Source organism: Streptomyces sp. NPDC096193, assembly GCF_040302905.1.
In the GTDB taxonomy this organism is placed as follows: Bacteria; Actinomycetota; Actinomycetes; order Streptomycetales; family Streptomycetaceae; genus Streptomyces.
The window spans coordinates 151,577-166,594 of record NZ_JBEOSJ010000017.1 but is presented as its reverse complement, the minus strand read 5'-3'; the positions used below and the strand labels follow the sequence as shown (position 1 = coordinate 166,594).

12 protein-coding genes are annotated in these 15,018 nt (G+C 69.4%); 4 read left to right on the top strand and 8 right to left on the bottom strand.

Annotated elements, in window-relative coordinates; translation table 11 throughout:
• Nucleotides 1-166: 166 nt before the first annotated feature.
• A complete protein-coding gene (locus ABTX78_RS24190; RefSeq protein ID WP_352208900.1) occupies nucleotides 167-724 on the top strand; it encodes a DUF1990 domain-containing protein in 558 nt (185 codons plus the stop codon).
• Nucleotides 702-2,108, top strand: a complete 1,407-nt coding sequence (locus tag ABTX78_RS24185; RefSeq protein ID WP_352208873.1) for a lipase maturation factor family protein — start codon at nucleotides 702-704, stop codon at nucleotides 2,106-2,108. The genes ABTX78_RS24190 and ABTX78_RS24185 overlap by 23 nt, the downstream gene beginning before the upstream one ends.
• On the opposite strand, the gene ABTX78_RS24180 is transcribed toward ABTX78_RS24185, so the two are convergent.
• Complete coding sequence (locus ABTX78_RS24180; protein ID WP_352208872.1) at nucleotides 2,086-4,431, bottom strand: alpha-L-fucosidase; 2,346 nt, start codon at nucleotides 4,429-4,431, stop codon at nucleotides 2,086-2,088. The two genes, ABTX78_RS24185 and ABTX78_RS24180, sit on opposite strands and share 23 nt — an antisense overlap.
• Nucleotides 4,432-4,748: 317 nt before the next feature.
• On the opposite strand from ABTX78_RS24180, the gene ABTX78_RS24175 reads away from it, so the two are divergent.
• Nucleotides 4,749-5,594 carry a poly-gamma-glutamate hydrolase family protein gene (locus tag ABTX78_RS24175; RefSeq protein ID WP_352208871.1) on the top strand — a complete coding sequence of 282 codons (846 nt, stop codon included), beginning with the start codon at nucleotides 4,749-4,751 and terminating at the stop codon, nucleotides 5,592-5,594.
• A gap of 139 nt (nucleotides 5,595-5,733) precedes the next feature.
• On the opposite strand, the gene ABTX78_RS24170 is transcribed toward ABTX78_RS24175, so the two are convergent.
• The 5 genes from ABTX78_RS24170 to ABTX78_RS24150 form a co-directional block, all read right to left on the bottom strand.
• Nucleotides 5,734-6,819 carry a C40 family peptidase gene (locus ABTX78_RS24170; protein WP_352208870.1) on the bottom strand — a complete coding sequence of 362 codons (1,086 nt, stop codon included), beginning with the start codon at nucleotides 6,817-6,819 and terminating at the stop codon, nucleotides 5,734-5,736.
• Nucleotides 6,820-6,850: 31 nt separating this feature from the next.
• Nucleotides 6,851-7,333: a poly-gamma-glutamate biosynthesis protein PgsC/CapC gene (locus ABTX78_RS24165; RefSeq protein WP_352208869.1), complete on the bottom strand. Its 483-nt coding sequence runs from the start codon at nucleotides 7,331-7,333 to the stop codon at nucleotides 6,851-6,853.
• On the bottom strand, nucleotides 7,330-8,829 hold the full coding sequence (gene pgsB, locus ABTX78_RS24160; RefSeq protein ID WP_352208868.1) for a poly-gamma-glutamate synthase PgsB: 1,500 nt from the start codon (nucleotides 8,827-8,829) through the stop codon (nucleotides 7,330-7,332). Before pgsB ends, ABTX78_RS24165 begins: the two co-directional genes overlap by 4 nt.
• A 6-nt stretch (nucleotides 8,830-8,835) precedes the next feature.
• Nucleotides 8,836-11,085 carry a PDC sensor domain-containing protein gene (locus tag ABTX78_RS24155; protein ID WP_352208867.1) on the bottom strand — a complete coding sequence of 750 codons (2,250 nt, stop codon included), beginning with the start codon at nucleotides 11,083-11,085 and terminating at the stop codon, nucleotides 8,836-8,838.
• Between the two features lie 208 nt (nucleotides 11,086-11,293).
• A complete protein-coding gene (locus tag ABTX78_RS24150) occupies nucleotides 11,294-12,451 on the bottom strand; it encodes a CapA family protein (RefSeq protein WP_352208866.1) in 1,158 nt (385 codons plus the stop codon).
• Nucleotides 12,452-12,585: 134 nt separating this feature from the next.
• On the opposite strand from ABTX78_RS24150, the gene ABTX78_RS24145 reads away from it, so the two are divergent.
• Complete coding sequence (locus ABTX78_RS24145) at nucleotides 12,586-13,476, top strand: hypothetical protein (RefSeq protein ID WP_352208865.1); 891 nt, start codon at nucleotides 12,586-12,588, stop codon at nucleotides 13,474-13,476.
• A gap of 477 nt (nucleotides 13,477-13,953) precedes the next feature.
• On the opposite strand, the gene ABTX78_RS24140 is transcribed toward ABTX78_RS24145, so the two are convergent.
• Together ABTX78_RS24140 and ABTX78_RS24135 are read right to left on the bottom strand one after the other, a co-directional pair.
• The gene (locus ABTX78_RS24140) at nucleotides 13,954-14,130 is read right to left on the bottom strand and encodes an NUDIX domain-containing protein (RefSeq protein ID WP_352208864.1); all 177 of its coding nucleotides are present in this window, start codon (nucleotides 14,128-14,130) and stop codon (nucleotides 13,954-13,956) included.
• A 337-nt stretch (nucleotides 14,131-14,467) separates the two neighbouring features.
• Complete coding sequence (locus ABTX78_RS24135; RefSeq protein WP_313942786.1) at nucleotides 14,468-14,641, bottom strand: hypothetical protein; 174 nt, start codon at nucleotides 14,639-14,641, stop codon at nucleotides 14,468-14,470.
• Nucleotides 14,642-15,018 lie beyond the last annotated feature (377 nt).

The following is a 15,018-nucleotide window of genomic DNA, read 5'->3' as shown; positions in this document are numbered from 1 at the left end:
GCTCCAGGAAGGTGAACGTGCTCGGCCTCCGGGAGGGATGCGCGATGTCCGCGCTGGTCAACGTGATCATGATGCTCGCAGGACCGGCTCCCGTACCACGGGAGCTGCCATCGGCCCGGTGCGCGGGGCTCGCACCCATTCGGCCGACCTCACCGCCGGCGGACGTATGAACAGCGCCCACCGCACCGGCGCCCTCAGCTACCCGGAGGCCGGGGCTACCCGTCTCGGGCCGATGCCCGACGGCTACCGCCATCTGCATCACACGGTCAGGATCGGCCGCGGCCGGGCGGTGTTCGAGGCGGCGGGCGAGGCCGTGCTCACCTGGCGTGCGCACCGGGCTTCGGGGGCGCGGCTGCGCAGCAGGGCCCGGCGCGCCGAGCCGGGCGCCCGGGTCGAGGTCTCCGCGGGCTTCGGCCCGCTGCGGATCACCGCCCCCTGCGAGGTGGTCTGGACCGTGCACGAGCGCGTCCGGACCGGTTTCGGCTACGGCACCCTGCGGGGACACCCCGTGCGCGGAGAGGAGTCGTTCGTCGTCGATCTGCGGGACGACGGCTCTGTCTGGTTCACCGTCATGGCCTTCAGCCGCCCGGCGGTCTGGTGGTCCCGGCTCGGCGGGCCTCTCGTACCGCTGATGCAGATGGCGTACGCGCGCCGGCTCGGTCGCACCGTGCGCCGGCTCGCAAAGGCCGATACTGGAGGTGATGGAGTGGTTCGTCGACAGTGACTACTGGCTGAGCCGGCTGGTGTTCCAGCGGGCTCTGGCCGGCGTGTACCTGGTCGCCTTCCTGACCGCGGCCCTTCAGTACCGGCCTTTGATCGGCGAACGCGGCATGCTGCCGGTACCCGCCTTCGTACGCCGGGTGACGTGGCGGCAGGCGCCGAGCCTCTTCCAACTGCACTACTCCGACCGCTTCTTCGCCGTCGTCGCCTGGAGCGGCTGCCTGCTGTCCGCTGCACTGATGGCGGGAGCCGCCGACCACATCCCGCTCGGGGCGGCAATGGCCTGGTGGGCGGTGCTGTGGCTGCTCTATCTGTCGATCGTCAACGTGGGCCAGACCTGGTACGGCTTCGGCTGGGAGTCCCTGCTGCTGGAGACCGGGTTCCTGGCCGTCTTCCTCGGCAACGAACGCACCGCCCCGCCCGTCCTGGTGCTGTTCCTGCTGCGCTGGGTGCTCTTCCGGGTGGAATTCGGGGCGGGTCTGATCAAGATCCGCGGGGACGAGTGCTGGCGCAAGCTGACCTGCCTGGACTACCACCACGAGACCCAGCCGATGCCCGGCCCGCTGAGCTGGTTCTTCCACCGTCTGCCACGCCCTGCCCACCGCGTCGAGGTGGCCGCCAACCATGTCACACAACTCGTCGTGCCGTTCCTGCTGTTCACGCCCCAGCCGGTGGCCGGTGCGGCCGCCGCGCTGATCGTGGTGACGCAGCTGTGGCTGGTGCTCTCCGGCAATTTCGCCTGGCTCAACTGGATCACGATCGTGCTCGCGCTCTCCGCCGTCGACGGCTCACTGATCGCCGAGGCGCCAGCGCTGCCCGCTTCCCCACTCTGGTACGAGATCGTGGTCATGGCGGTCACCGTGCTCGTCCTGGTGCTCAGCTACCGCCCGGCGCGCAATCTGTTCTCCCGGCGGCAGCAGATGAACCGCTCCTACGACGCGCTGCATCTGGTCAACGCCTATGGCGCGTTCGGTACGGTCGGGCGGATCCGCCACGAAGTGGTGATCGAGGGCACCGACGAGACCGTTCTCCACGAGGGCACCGTGTGGCGGGAGTACGGCTTCCGGGGCAAGCCCGGCGATGTGCGCGCGATGCCGCGTCAGTACGCCCCCTACCATCTGCGGCTCGACTGGATGATGTGGTTCGCCGCGCTCTCCCCCGCCTACGCGGCCCCCTGGTTCGGGACGTTCATGGAACGGCTGCTGGAGGGCGACCGGGACACGCTCAAGCTGCTGCGTCACAATCCGTTCCCCGACGCGCCGCCCGCGTACGTCCGCGCCAGGCTGTACCACTACCGGTACACCACCTGGCGCGAACTGCGGGCCACCGGCGCCTGGTGGCACCGGAGCCATGTGCGCGAGTTCCTCAGGCCGACCAGGCTACTTTGAAGACCCAGGCATGCCGGCCCGCCCGGCGGGCCGCGGCCGGCACGTCGACGACGAACGTGTCCCCCTTGATGCGCCAGTTCAGCGGACGGTCGTGGCCGAGCATCGTCACGCGGTCGCCCTGGCGGACCGGAACCGGTGCCTCGACGGTGAGCGTGCTGCCGGGAGCGGCGAGCGAGTGGATGTAGAAGGCCTTGTCCGGCCGGACGGTGAAACGCAGATCTTCGCCGAGCTGCGGCATCCGTGCCCAGTACGTACTGCCGTAGATCGCCTCGCCGTTGACCTTCAGCCATGCGCCCGTCTCACGCAGCCGGCGCTCCATGATCTCGGGGATGGTGCCGTCGGCCCGCGGTCCGATGTCGAGCAGGAAGTTGCCGTTCTTGGAGACGATGTCGACGAGCGAGTGCACCACCTCCTCGGTCGTCATGTACCGGTCGTCGGGGGTCTGCGCGTTGTAGCCGTAGCTGTACGGGTCGAGTCCCCGGCTCGACTCCCACTTGTCGGTGACGATCGAGTCGTATGTCGTGTACTCGGGCGTCGTGAAGTCGTGCGGCCCGATGCCCGAGCGGTTGTTGACGGTCACCTCGATCGGGCGGGCCCGGTTCTTCGCGTGGTTGAAGTACTCCGCGAGCACCCGGTGGCTGTCGTTCGCACCGCCGATGTCGCACCACAGGACCTCGGGGTCGTAGTCGTGGATCAGCTCCAGCATCTGCGGTGCCTGGAGATCCTTGATGTAGTCGCCACGGCGGTGGCCGGTGTACGGCACGGGCTCCAGCGTGTACGGGTTCCGCGGCGCGTGTCCCGCCCAGGGGTTGTCGGGGTTGAACCACTCGGGCATGGAGAAGTACAGGCCGCGGTGCAGCTCGGGGGCGTAGCGGCGGGAGGCGTCGAAGAGCTCTTTGATCAGGTCCCGGCGCGGGCCCATCTTGACGGAGTTGCGGTCGCTGACCTTGGTGTCCCAGAGCGCGAAGCCCTCGTGGTGCTTGGAGGTGAGGACGTGGTACTGCGCTCCGGCGTCGCGGAACAGCTCGACCCAGGAACGCGGGTTGAAGCGCTCGGCCCGGAACCGCGGAATGAAGTCGTCGTAGGCGAAGGACTCCCCGTACGTCTGGCGGTGATGGGCGTACGCCGGGTTGTTCGGATCCTGCATCTGGCTCCAGTACCACTCGGCGTACTGCTTGCCGACCGGCGCCCAGGCCGGGACCGAGTAGAGACCCCAGTGGATGAAGATGCCGAACTTGGCGTCCTGGAACCAGTAAGGGGCCTGATGGGTGTTCAGCGAGGCGTCGGTGGGCTCGTAGTCGGGGACGCCCAGCGTGAGGGTGCGCCGCGAGGCGGCGGCCTGCTGCCCCCGGCCGCGGGCGAGGACGGTGCCGTCCTGCCGGGTGCCGGGCGGGCTACCGGGCCGACGGCGGATGCCGACGCGCACTCTCGCCTGCTCCCCCGGAGCGAGCCGGCCGACCGTGGCGGGGGCGACCGTGCGGGCGCCGGGCACATCGACGGAGACGCTGAGCCGGTCGGAAGGAAGGATGCCGACGGTGCCGGCGTTGACGACGGTGGCCTCGACGCTCTGTGCACCCGCGTCGAGCAGCAGGGTCGTCGAGTGCGCCTCGCGCAGCGCCAATGCCCGTCCGTCGGCCGCCGGCTGGAGGGTGAGGGCGAAGATGTGGAGCGAACTGCTGTCCGCCTCGGCGGGGTTGGTGACCGGCAGCGTCAGCGCCACGGCCTCTTTCGTCGCGTCCATGGTGAGTTCGGCGGTGGCGATGACGACCGGGTGCGGGTCCTTGGCACCGGTCGGGGTGTAGCGGTACGCGGCGGTGATCGCACCGCTGCCGGAGTACCAGTCGGGGCCGCCGAGTGCCGCGGGCCGGCTGGAGCCGTCGGCGTAGTGGACGGTTGCCGTACCGGAGGCCGCGCCGTAGCTGCTCGTGAGGAGAAAGAGCGCTGAGAGATAGCGGCCGGGCGGGAGGTCGATGCGCTGGCCGAGCGCGACGATGTTGTCCTTGGCCCCCGCGGTGGCGGTGGGGAAGAGATAGGGGATGCCGTCGATCTCCCGCTTCCCCGCGGGGAGTTCCTCACCGGGGAAGGTGTAGCCGGAGCCGTCGAAGTCGCCGCCGCGGGCGTCCGCGGTGTCGATGCCGTCGTTGTCGAACCAGCGGTCCAGCGGTACGGGCACGGCGGCCGGGACCGTGCCCCAGTCACCACCTGTGGTGCCGCGTGGTGTCGCGTGCGGGCTCGCATCGGCCGTGGCCGGGCTGATGAGGGCGGCGCCGACTGCCGCCCCCGCCGTCATTCCGAGTACCTGGCGCCTGGGAAGTTCGGTCATGAGGTCCGATGATTGAAGGGTGTCGCGAACCTGTCAATACGCTTTACAGTGCGGCACGTAGATATTCTCGCCCATCCATCGGATGAATGGGGGTTGAGGGATCGCGGCCGGCCGGCGTGGCACCCGAACCTGTGCGCTTGACGGGCGGAGGCTCTGGTGTCCCGGCGATCTGGAGAGTTCACCACGGGCCGTCTGCCGTAGCCGGCGGCGCAGGCACCTGCCCTGCACGGCAAGGAGTTCGACCACGCTGTCACCACGATGAAGTACCGGGCCTTCCCGCGGCCTCACAGGCGGCCTACACCGCGATGATTACACGCATGACATATGCCAATCGCCGCACCGTGCTGACCGGCCTCGCCGGCGCCGCCATCAGTGCCTCCGTACTCAACGCCTTCACCGTCGCACCCGCCTACGCGGCCGACCTCTACGCATCGAACACGGATTTGTACACCAAGCTCGCGGGGAAGGAGGGTACGGACTTCACCCGCCGGTACAAGCGTCATGAACTGTTCGACAACAGCGACGCCCAGAGATCCCCCATCAACCGAACCACGGTCATGGCCCTGCACGGCGGCGGAATCGAGGGCGGTACCTCCGAACTGTGCCTGGCGACAGCCGGGTACCACCCTGCCACGCTCGCCCTCGCGCCGGCAGGCGGCCCGGCATACGACTACTGGATGTTCGAAGGAGTGCGAACGTCCAACAATGGCGACCTGCACGTCACCTCGACGAACAACGACGACCGGACCGCGCTGTCCATGGCCGCCGGCAGCCTCAATGTCCTGAGCCTGCACGGTTGTACGGCGGCGCAGGCCAAAGTTCCCGCTGACCGGCCGGAGGCCGTCGTCGTCGGCGGTCTCAACACCGACTTCACAACATGTCTGCGTGAGGAATTCCGGGCCGCCGGTTTCCAGACCGTTGACGGCTCGACCGTCCCTGCTCTCGCCGGCGAGGACCCGAACAACATCTGCAACAAGACCCTGCTCGGCAAGGGCGCACAGTTGGAGATGACCACCGAACTGCGCCAGAGCATGTTCGACCCTGGCTGCTTCAACCAACTCGAACGACCCACCCACACCAATGGCCTCTTTGACGCCTTCGTCGGTGCCGCTCGCAAGGCCATCGCCCGCCTGGAGGCCCAGACGGACCAGGTCATACTCTGATCCACTGACGCCGAAGGATTCACCGAGAAGGTGAACTGGGCCTTCGTGCTCCGGACCTGGCGGCGGGCTGAGCCTACGGCAGCCGGACAGCCAGGTCGGTCTGCTCGATGCCCCCCCTACGGGGTGCGGGCAGTCACGGTCACAGCCGCTTGGCGCTGCGCAAGGTCTTCGCGTAGTAGCCGTTGCCGTCCAGCCGGGAGACGCCGCCGACGTCGCCGATGGTGGGGCCGTTGACCTCCTCGCGGCTGGAGACGAAGATCAGGTGGCCTCCGGTGTCGTACCCGAGCACCATGCCGACGTGGTCGAGCCGGTCCTTGGTGCGGGCGTCAAGCTTGAAGAAGACGAGATCGCCGGGCTGGAGCTGGTCGATGGAGGAGGGCCGGGCGGCGGCCCCCACTCCGGACAGCGGGAGCACGTCGACGCCCTCGTCGGAGCGGGCCATGCCGTTGGCGGTGCGCGGCAGTCCGTCGCCCGAGGTGTCCGAGGACATCAGCGGGTAGCGGGTGCGGTAGCCGAGCACCATCCGTATGAAGCCCGAGCAGTCCAGGGACTTGGCGCGCAGGGTCTCGGGGGTGCCGGTCTGGCCGTCCCGGAAGGGGTAGGGCAGGCCGAGGTAGTCGTAGAAGTCGGACTGCTCCAGGCGCAGGTCGCCGCCTTCGGCGCCGGCGGTGTTCAGCGGTCCGAAGTTGGCGTCACCGGCGTAGACGGTGCCCTGCTTGTCCTTCTTCTGCGGGGCGCCGGCCACGTACTGGAAGGCGATGGCGAAGAGGTCGTCCTCCTTGCTGTCCTTGTACTCGGTGTACCAGTCGGTGAACCACTTCTCCTTCTCGGCGCCCTTCTTCCAGGACTCGGGCATCAGCCGCACCCAGTCCGTGGTGGAGACTTTCGAGGAGGTGGAGGCCGGTTCGGCAAAGGTGCGGGCCGAGCCGGTGAGTGTGGCCAGGCGCGCCCCGTCGGTGAATTCCGCCCGGATCTGGCCGTCGGAGCCACGCAGCACCGAGCGCCCGGGATTCTCCAGCCGGGCCCACTGGGCCTCGCCCTTGTCGTCGGAGGCGGACCCGGATCCCTTGCCCTTGCCGCCTTCGAGGACGCCGATGTTGCGGACCTCCGTCACCCCGGGCGCCTCCTGCTTGCGCAGTTCCAGGGTCAGGTACCCGGAGGTCGCGACGAGCGCCAGCACCGCCAGACCCGAGACGACGGGCCGTGACTTCTTCTTTCCTGCCATCGGTTGCTCCTCGGTTGTTCTGGGCGGTCTGTCAGACGGTGGGCATGATGCCGAGCAGCAGCCCGGCGGCGACGACGATGTAGGCCATGAGCGAGACCGTGCCGGTGGCCAGCAGGGTGGCGCCCTTGGGCTGGCGCACCATCTGGTAGGCGATCAGGCCGGGCACGATGAAGCCGAGAGTCTGGTTGCCGTAGAGCAGCGGGAACTCCAGCGAGAGAAGGATCATCACCGTGCCCTGGAGCAGCACTCCGAGCAGCACCACCGAGGCGAACAGCCGCTTGCCGTAGAGGATCACCAGCCGTTGCATGATCTTGGTGCCGCCGTAGGTGAGAGCCGTGACGCCCACCACCATGGCCGCGCGCTGGACGTCCTCGATGAGCGTCAGGGCCAGCCAGCCCGGAGTGATCATGCCGCCGGGCGAGAGGTTGGTGGTGAGGTAGCACAGCAGCGAGAAGAACAGCCCTACGGCGATACCCAGGGCGGCCATCTCGGGGGTCAGTGCGGCGGTGGTCAACGGGATCTCCGGGCGTCATCGTGCGGCTCGTCGTAGGGCGGCCAGGTCTGTTGGGCGGATTCGTACGGCCGCTGCCGCGGCACGTCGACGTACTGCTCGGAGGGCTGGTACCGCTCCTGCTGTGCGTACTGCCCATGGGGCTCGTACTGCCGCGACGGCGGGGCCGGGATGCGGACCACCGGGATCTCCTGGGTCTGTGAAGCCTGGTAGCGCTCCTCGTACGCCGGGGGGTACGAGGCGAACGGGTCCAGACGGGGCCCCTGCACCGGGGCCGCCGTGGAGGTGGGGTTCGGCGTCTCCTCGTCCGCCTCGCTCTCGTCGGCGGGGAGTTCGGCGAGGTACTCCAGCAGTTCCTCACCCTGGCCGTGGATGTTGCCGATGGCCACCAGGGAGGAGCCGTCGGACATGCGGCCGAGCAGGGCCGGCATGAACTCCTCGGCCGACCGCTTCTCGCCGCCCAGGTCGACCGCCCGGTCCCGCCAGTCGGCGGGGATGGCGTCGATGGCGCTCTTGGCGGGGTGCCCGATGACGAAGACGTGGTCGGGCTGGAGGTCGGGGATGATCTCGCCCATCTGCCCGTTGCGCTCGACGCGGTCGGGGCGGCAGTTGATCACCACGTTCAGGGGGCGACGGATGGCGCCGAGGTCGAGGAGCTGGTTGATGTTCATCAGCGTCGACTCGGGGTCGTTGGCCGCGAAGACGTTGGCGAAGGCGAGCCGGTTGCCGCCGGGGGCGACGTAGCGCTCCACGGAGAGCACGCCGGGGTCCGGCGGGGCGTCGTACATGCCCTGGAGAGCTACCTCGCGCTCGACACCGACCAGTTCGGCGACGACCAGGGCGATCGCCACGTTCTCCTTGAAGGTGAACCAGCTGAAGCCGCGCAACTCCTCGTCGCTGACGGTCTCCGGGTCGGCGTAGATCAACTGGCAGTTCCGGGCGTCCGCCTCCTCCTGGAGGATGTGGAAGCGCTCCTTCTCGGCGGTGACACAGATGCCGTCATGGGGCATCGAGCGGCACAGCGAGCGGGCCACGTCGTCGAGGGTGGGGCCCATCTCGGCGAGGTGGTCCTCGCGGACGTTGCACAGCACGCCGATGGTGGATCGGATCAGCTTGCTCTGGTTGACTTCCTGGAGGGCCGGCATCACGGCCATGCACTCGATGACGAGCGCGTCGGGCCGGTAGGTGGCGGCCCGGCGGACGATGCCGATCTGTTCCACCACGTTGGCGATGCCGAACTTGCGATAGACCGGCTCCTCCGTGGCGTCGGGGTGGATGAAGCGGGCCGCCGTCCCGGTCGTCTTGGCGACGGTGATCAGGTCACCGCCTCGCAGCGCGCCCGCGCAGAGCCGGGTGATGGAGGACTTGCCGCGGATGCCGTTGACGAGCACCCGCGAGGGGATGGTGTGCAGCGCGGCGTAGTGCCGCCGCTGCTCCACGATGCCGGCAGCGAGCAGGAACAGACTGCCGGTCAACAGGACGAAGTAGAGGTAGAGCACGCTTGGTCACCTTCCTCCGGCGTCGAGCCGGGGCTCGGCGGGCCGGCGCGCCTTGTTCTGCCGGCGGGCCTGCAATTGCTGGCGGATCAGTTCGAGGCTCCGGACGACGGCGCCGACCTCGTCCTGGTAGCGGGGGTAGTGCACGGTCTTGAGGTCGCCGTCGGCGAGCTTCTCGGCGTCGGCAGCGAGAGCCCGCAGGGGACGTACGACAACGAGGTGGATCCAGCCGAGGCAGACCACGATCAGGGCGAGGCCGAGCAGACCGGCGAGCACCGCCCGGTCCTCGCGTTCGTAGGCGGTGATCTCGAAGCGGTCGGCTTTCTGCCAGCTCACGACGGTCCAGCCGAGGTCGGAGGCGACGCCGCCGCCGGTGAACGGCGCTGCGGCGGCCACGGTGACGGCGCCGCCGTCCCGGATGAGCAGGCCGTTCTCCACCGGCCCGGCGCCCACCTGCACATTGCCGGCGCGCACCAGGTCGGGCAGCGCGTCGTTCGGCAGCCCCTCGAAGGCGAGGAAGCCGTCGCTGGCGGCGAGGGTCCGCGCGTCGGGGTTCACGATCCGGACCTCGCCGAGGCCGGGCCGCTTCAGCAGCGAGTTGAGGAACTCCACCCGTACTTCGCCGACGAGGGTGGTGCCCTTGTGCTTCGGCACCGGCGCCCCGGTCTGGACGACGGGCTTCTTCTGGCCCTTGCCGGAGACACGGACCAGTGCCCCCTCCTTCTCCTCGCTCCACCCGTGCGGGTCGCCACCGGCCCGGGCAACGGTGTCGCCGTCCTCGTCGACGACGTAGAGAGCCTGGTAGCGGGTGTGCTCGCGCAGGGCGTCCTTCAGCAGGATCTCGGTGGCGCCGGGGTCGTCGACGTCGATCAGCCGTGAGATGGAGAGCACGTCGGCCTGGGCCTCGTTCAGCGCCCGCCGGACCCGGTCGGCGACCAGATCGGTACGGTCACGCTGGTCGTTGACCATGGCGGCGGGGATGCTGACGCTCCCGTCCGTGCGGTTGAGCAGGAGCCCGACGGGGACGCACCACAGCAGCAGGAGTACCGCCGTCAGCGCCAACGGCCCGCGTCCGCCGAACCGGAATCTGCTGCGGCGGTCATCAGCGCCGCTGTCCGGATCGCTCGTGCCGCCGAGTTGGCCTCGGGTGCGCTCCAGTGCGGAGCCGATGCGGGCGGCCTCGCCCCAGCGGGGCACCGTGACGGGGCGGATCAGGTCACCGCGGGCGAGCCGGCGGGATTCCAGGAACAGTCCGAGCAACGGACGCTGCACGGTCACCCACAGCACAGCGACCGCGAGCAGTCCGAGCAGGACCAGGGCGCCCGCCGCGAGCAGTCCGAAGAGCTGCCTGCTGTCCGCGGCGCTCTGCTGCTGGACGACGGGGAGCATGGCGACGACCGTGAGGCCGAGGCCGGCGGCGACGCTCTCCCCGTCCTCCGGGTCGGAGGCGGCGAGGGAGGCGTACCCCGCGGTCGCGACGCGGCCGTTGTACGCATCACCGACCAGTGTTCCGCTGACGCCGGGATAGCCGCCGGAACCGGGTTCCCGGGCGCCGATGGGGTTCTGCTCGGTCTCCTCGGCGGCGCTGTCGGACAACCGGGACATCTGCTTCTGCAGGAAGGTGAGTTCTTCGCGCTCCGCGTCCGAGTTGAGTGCCTCGGACTGCTCGAAGCCCGCTGTGGCGAGGACCTCGCCGCCCCGCGCGACCACGGCCATGCTGCGGAACGGGCCCAGGTTGATGGAGGGCACGGAGAGGCTGTTGGAGGCGATCAGCAGTTGCTGCGTCTCCCCCTTCCCCTCCAGCACGGCCATGGTCATCAGCCGCACATCACCGGTCTCCAGCCGCACCATGCGCGGGGTGAGCGCCTCGTCACCGCTGAGGACGTCCTTGTCCAGCCAGGCGAGCGGGATGCGCTCCCCGCGGGCGGCGAGCACCTCGCCGCTCTCCAGGTCCAGCACCGTGGTGCCGGTCCACTTCTGGTACGCCTTGCCGAGGTCCGACAGGACGCGCTCGGGGTCGGCCCCACTGCCCCTGTTGAGCGCGGTGGCGGTGCGTTCGAGGTCGGTGACCCGCTCGTCGATCGAGGCGCGCAGCGCGATGGCGCCGTCCTGGGCGAAGTACTGCTGCGAGGAGAGCACCGCCTTCGGCACGACCGGTTCCGCGTCCGGGCCCAGCACCTTGGCCGTCAGACCCGCGAGGGCCAGCACCAGCACGCACAGCAGCGCGATCGGCGGCCGGATGCCGCCAAGCAGCGGCATGTCCGCACGTCTGCGGCTGCGCCGCCGGCCTTTCGGCACGAGAGGCGCGGCAGGAGTCGATGTCACTGGTCTTCTTCCTTGATCGCTGCGGGTGCTCAGCGCCCGAAGGAAGCCGCGCCGGCGCGCGGCAGCGAGACACTGCCACATAAAAGACTGATAAAAGCCGACAAGGTTGCGTCCGTTGGGACACAGGGGTGTGTGGCTCTGATCACTTCTCCAGCGACAGCCGTCTCAGGCCGTCACCGCCCGGCGCTCCCCGGTTGTAGAGGAAGCCGCGTGTGCGGTCCTCGGCCAGCCGGTAGCGGGCGATCCGGTCGTCGGACAGCCCCTTGGGGTTCTCCAGCTCGTGCTGGACGTCCACCACCCGGAGTTCCTCGACCGCGCCCTCGGGCGCCTTGTCCCCGGCCTCGATCTCGGGCGGGATGTTCACCAGCGTGGTGCGGTAGCGGGCGGAGACGTCCCACCCGTCAGCGGTCTCGCGGAACTCGAACCAGCCGATGGCACCCTCCTCGGTGAGGCCGGTCGGCGAGGAGTGCCGGGCCACCTGGTTGCCGAGGCTGTAGGCGACCCAGGTGCCGTTGACCTTCTGGATGGGCTGCACGACGTGGGAGTGGTGCCCGATGATCAGGTCGACCCCGGTCTCCTCGGTGATCCGCTGGGCCATGTCCAACTGCGGGACGCTCGGCTCGTTGTAGTGCTCCAGGCCCCAGTGCAGGGAGAGGATCACCACCTCGGCACCCTGGTCGCGGGCTCGCTTCTCGGCCTTCTTGACCTTGTCCGTGCTCGAACGGTTGAAGGCCCAACTCTCCGTCTTCGGTGTGGGGTTGAGGAAGGACTCCCAGGAGTAGGAGAGGTGGGCGACCTTGACGCCGTTGACGTCACGGATGTTGATCTGCTCTGCTTCCTTCGGCGTCCGCGCCGACCCGGTGTGCCCGAGGCCCACCTGGTCCATGGTGTTCAGCGTGTGGCGCACCGCCTTCAGCCCGTGGTCGAAGGTGTGGTTGGAGGCCGTCGAGCAGGTGTCGTACCCCACATCCTTCAAGGTGGTCAGGATCTGCGGCGGAACCAAGAACTCCGGATACCCCTCGAACGGGCCCTTGGGCTTCCCGACGGGCGTCTCCATGTGACAGATCGCCAGGTCGGCTTTGCTGACCACGGGCTTCACCCCGGCCATCAGAGGGCCGAAGTCCAGTCCCGCCGCTCCGCGCCCGGTCTCCTCGGCATCCCTTGCCGCCTGCTCGACCAGCTCGGGATGGATGAGGACATCGCCGGCCGCGGCAACGGTGAAGCTGCGACCGTCGGCCTTGGCCTGCGGCTGAGCCGTCTGAGAGCCGCACGACACGGTCAGACCGGTGGCTGTCGCCACTACCGCCAGCAAACGACCTATACGGAGAGACTTACGGAATGTCACTGAGCAATATTCGCATGATCCGCACAGGCGACCTTCGGATTTCCATCACGAGGAGATCACGCTTCTTGCACACTTTCGCTCAAATAAGTTTGCTTCTCACCCTGTTCGGTTGCCAGGCCGGCACGTCCCCGAACTCGGAGGATTCCGTTCCGCACACGCGAGAACTCGTCGACCTGCGCAGCCGCATCCTCGCGTACACGGCGAAGTTCCGCGCCGACTCCCCCTACACTCCACCCCGCAAGGCAGAGCGGGCGCGGCTGGCGAAGGCGGTCGGAAGCCTGCTGTCGGGCGACACCCAAGAGGCGGAACGGCAGCTCGCCCCGCTCGGCCTCGGGCTCACCCGCCTCACCGACACCGACTCCGGCCGCCGCTACGACGAGATCGCCGCTACCGGCACCGGTGAGAGCACCCGCTGGGGCCGCCTGTACCTGAACGCCGACGCCACCGTCCGCTGGGTCGCCCAGGTCCCCCACCCCGTCTCCGACCGCGACACCGAGGCCCTCGGCATCCGGCTCTTGGAGGAGAACCCCGGCGGCGCCCTCGTCCTCGCCGGCACACACCGCCGGGCAGGCCGCGACGACGCGGCCGATGTCGCCCACCGCGAGAACAGCGCCTTCCATACGATCGTCGTGGAGCTGCAGAAGCGCGGGGTGCCCGGCGTCCAGCTGCACGGTTTCACCGACTCCTCCGACCGCCCCTACGACGCCGTCGTCTCCACCGGCGCTGTCGAGACCGCGCCGGCCGAGGTGGCCGCCTTGGCCGACCGCATGGACGGCGACGGACTGCGGGTCTGCCGGGCCTGGGCGGCAAGGTGCCCGCTCGAGGGCACGATCAACGTCCAGGGGCGTTCGGCGCAGCGCGAACACGCCGGGTTCGTCCACGTCGAGCTGGCCCGGCACGCCCGCGCGGGCGACGGCCGCGACAGCGAAGAGGCCGCCGAGGCCCTGGCCGGGCTGGTCACCGCATGGAATGAGGGCTGACCCGAGACCGGCGGGGACTATTCCCTGCTGACCGAGTGCGCGGGTTGGAGCCGGCCCAATTGGCGCGGACACCGCAGCCGAGGATCGCCTTCGCCGCCGCCCCTTCAACTCGGTTGGAGTGCATCCATGTTCGCCGATTCGGCACAGGACCCCCGATGAACGGGCGAGCAACCGCCGCTGCTGCTGATCAGCGGGGACGATGGACACCTGGGTGACCCGGTGTCCCGCCGTCGGCTGGTGGAGTGCGCCCGGCTCATGGACCGACCGCCGATCGTCGTAGCGGCCACCGAGTGCGGTCCCGTGGGCGGGACCTCGGTCAGTGCGAGCGCACCGGACCCTCAGCCGCCAGGCGGCACACCGGCACACATGTGCGCGGATGTGGTCGCGGTCCTGTGGGAACACCGACTCCCGCTGCTCGTCGAGCGCGAACCACCGCGGGGGGCTGCCCGGCTTCGCCGCCCAGCGGCACATCGCGGCTCACGATGGCGGCGTAGGAAAGACCCGCCTCGGGACTCCGTGGGACCGGTACGAACGCACGGAGACCGCCGCCGGACGTGGCAGAAGATCCGCCCGCACGCCGGTCCCCTCGGCGAGTTCGCGGGCTGCGGCGGCGCGAGGCGTCTCGTCCGGTTCGGCCTTCCCCCCGGGTGGCATCCAGCGGGCGCCGGCGGTGCTTCACCAGCAGGATGGGGCCGAAGGCCGGGTCGACCACCCAGGCCTCTGCCGCCGGCAATGCCATCGGGCGGTGTCTCGACTGGTCGAACCAGGCCCGCGCCTCGTCGAGCTCCAGAGCAGCGAGCCGGACATCGGTCACGTCCAGGATCGGGGACGCGGGAGTCAACTGCCCACCACACAAGCCTTGTCGGGGTCGCACTCGCCGACGGGACGGCACAGACTCGGCCAGGACGTACTCGTCCGACGGGATGCGCGCGGCACGTTGGCCGTTCGTGCCCCCTGCCGACGGCAGGGGGCACGGGGTGAAGCGATCCGCTCAGTCGATGCCGGGCAGGATGTGCGGCTCTGCCAGGTCGTCCTCGTAGCCGGCCAGCCGGATCGGGGCCGAGCGGGCCCAGACTTCCAGGCTTCCGAGCTCGTCGGGACGACGGGACCGCTCACCGCTGAGATCCAGCGGTCGCTTCTCGTGTTTCTTCACATCAGGTGTCACCGCGCACTCCTCTGTGTCGCGTAACTGGGACAAGGGCAGTTCGGTCGCGGTGGCGCCGGTCTTCGGGCGGGACCGCAGCCTGGTTGCAGGCTTGTCCCAGGACGGCCAAGGGATTTTCGTGAACCCCTTGGTGGCGTCCGTTCGCCCCAGAGTAACCAAATGAGCAGAGGAGCGCTCTATGGGGGCCGTAAAATCAACGCAAATCCGGCCAACGATCTCTGCCTGTTTGGGGCTTCGAGGATCAGGGGCAGACGGCCTCGAGACGATCACCGAGATCGCCTCGACTCCGGTGCGGCAGCGGAGACCGGGGCTGCCTCGGCAGAGGTCCGACGGGTGACCGGAGACCTGCTGACGGGGAGGTCGGGCGGGCGGCACGG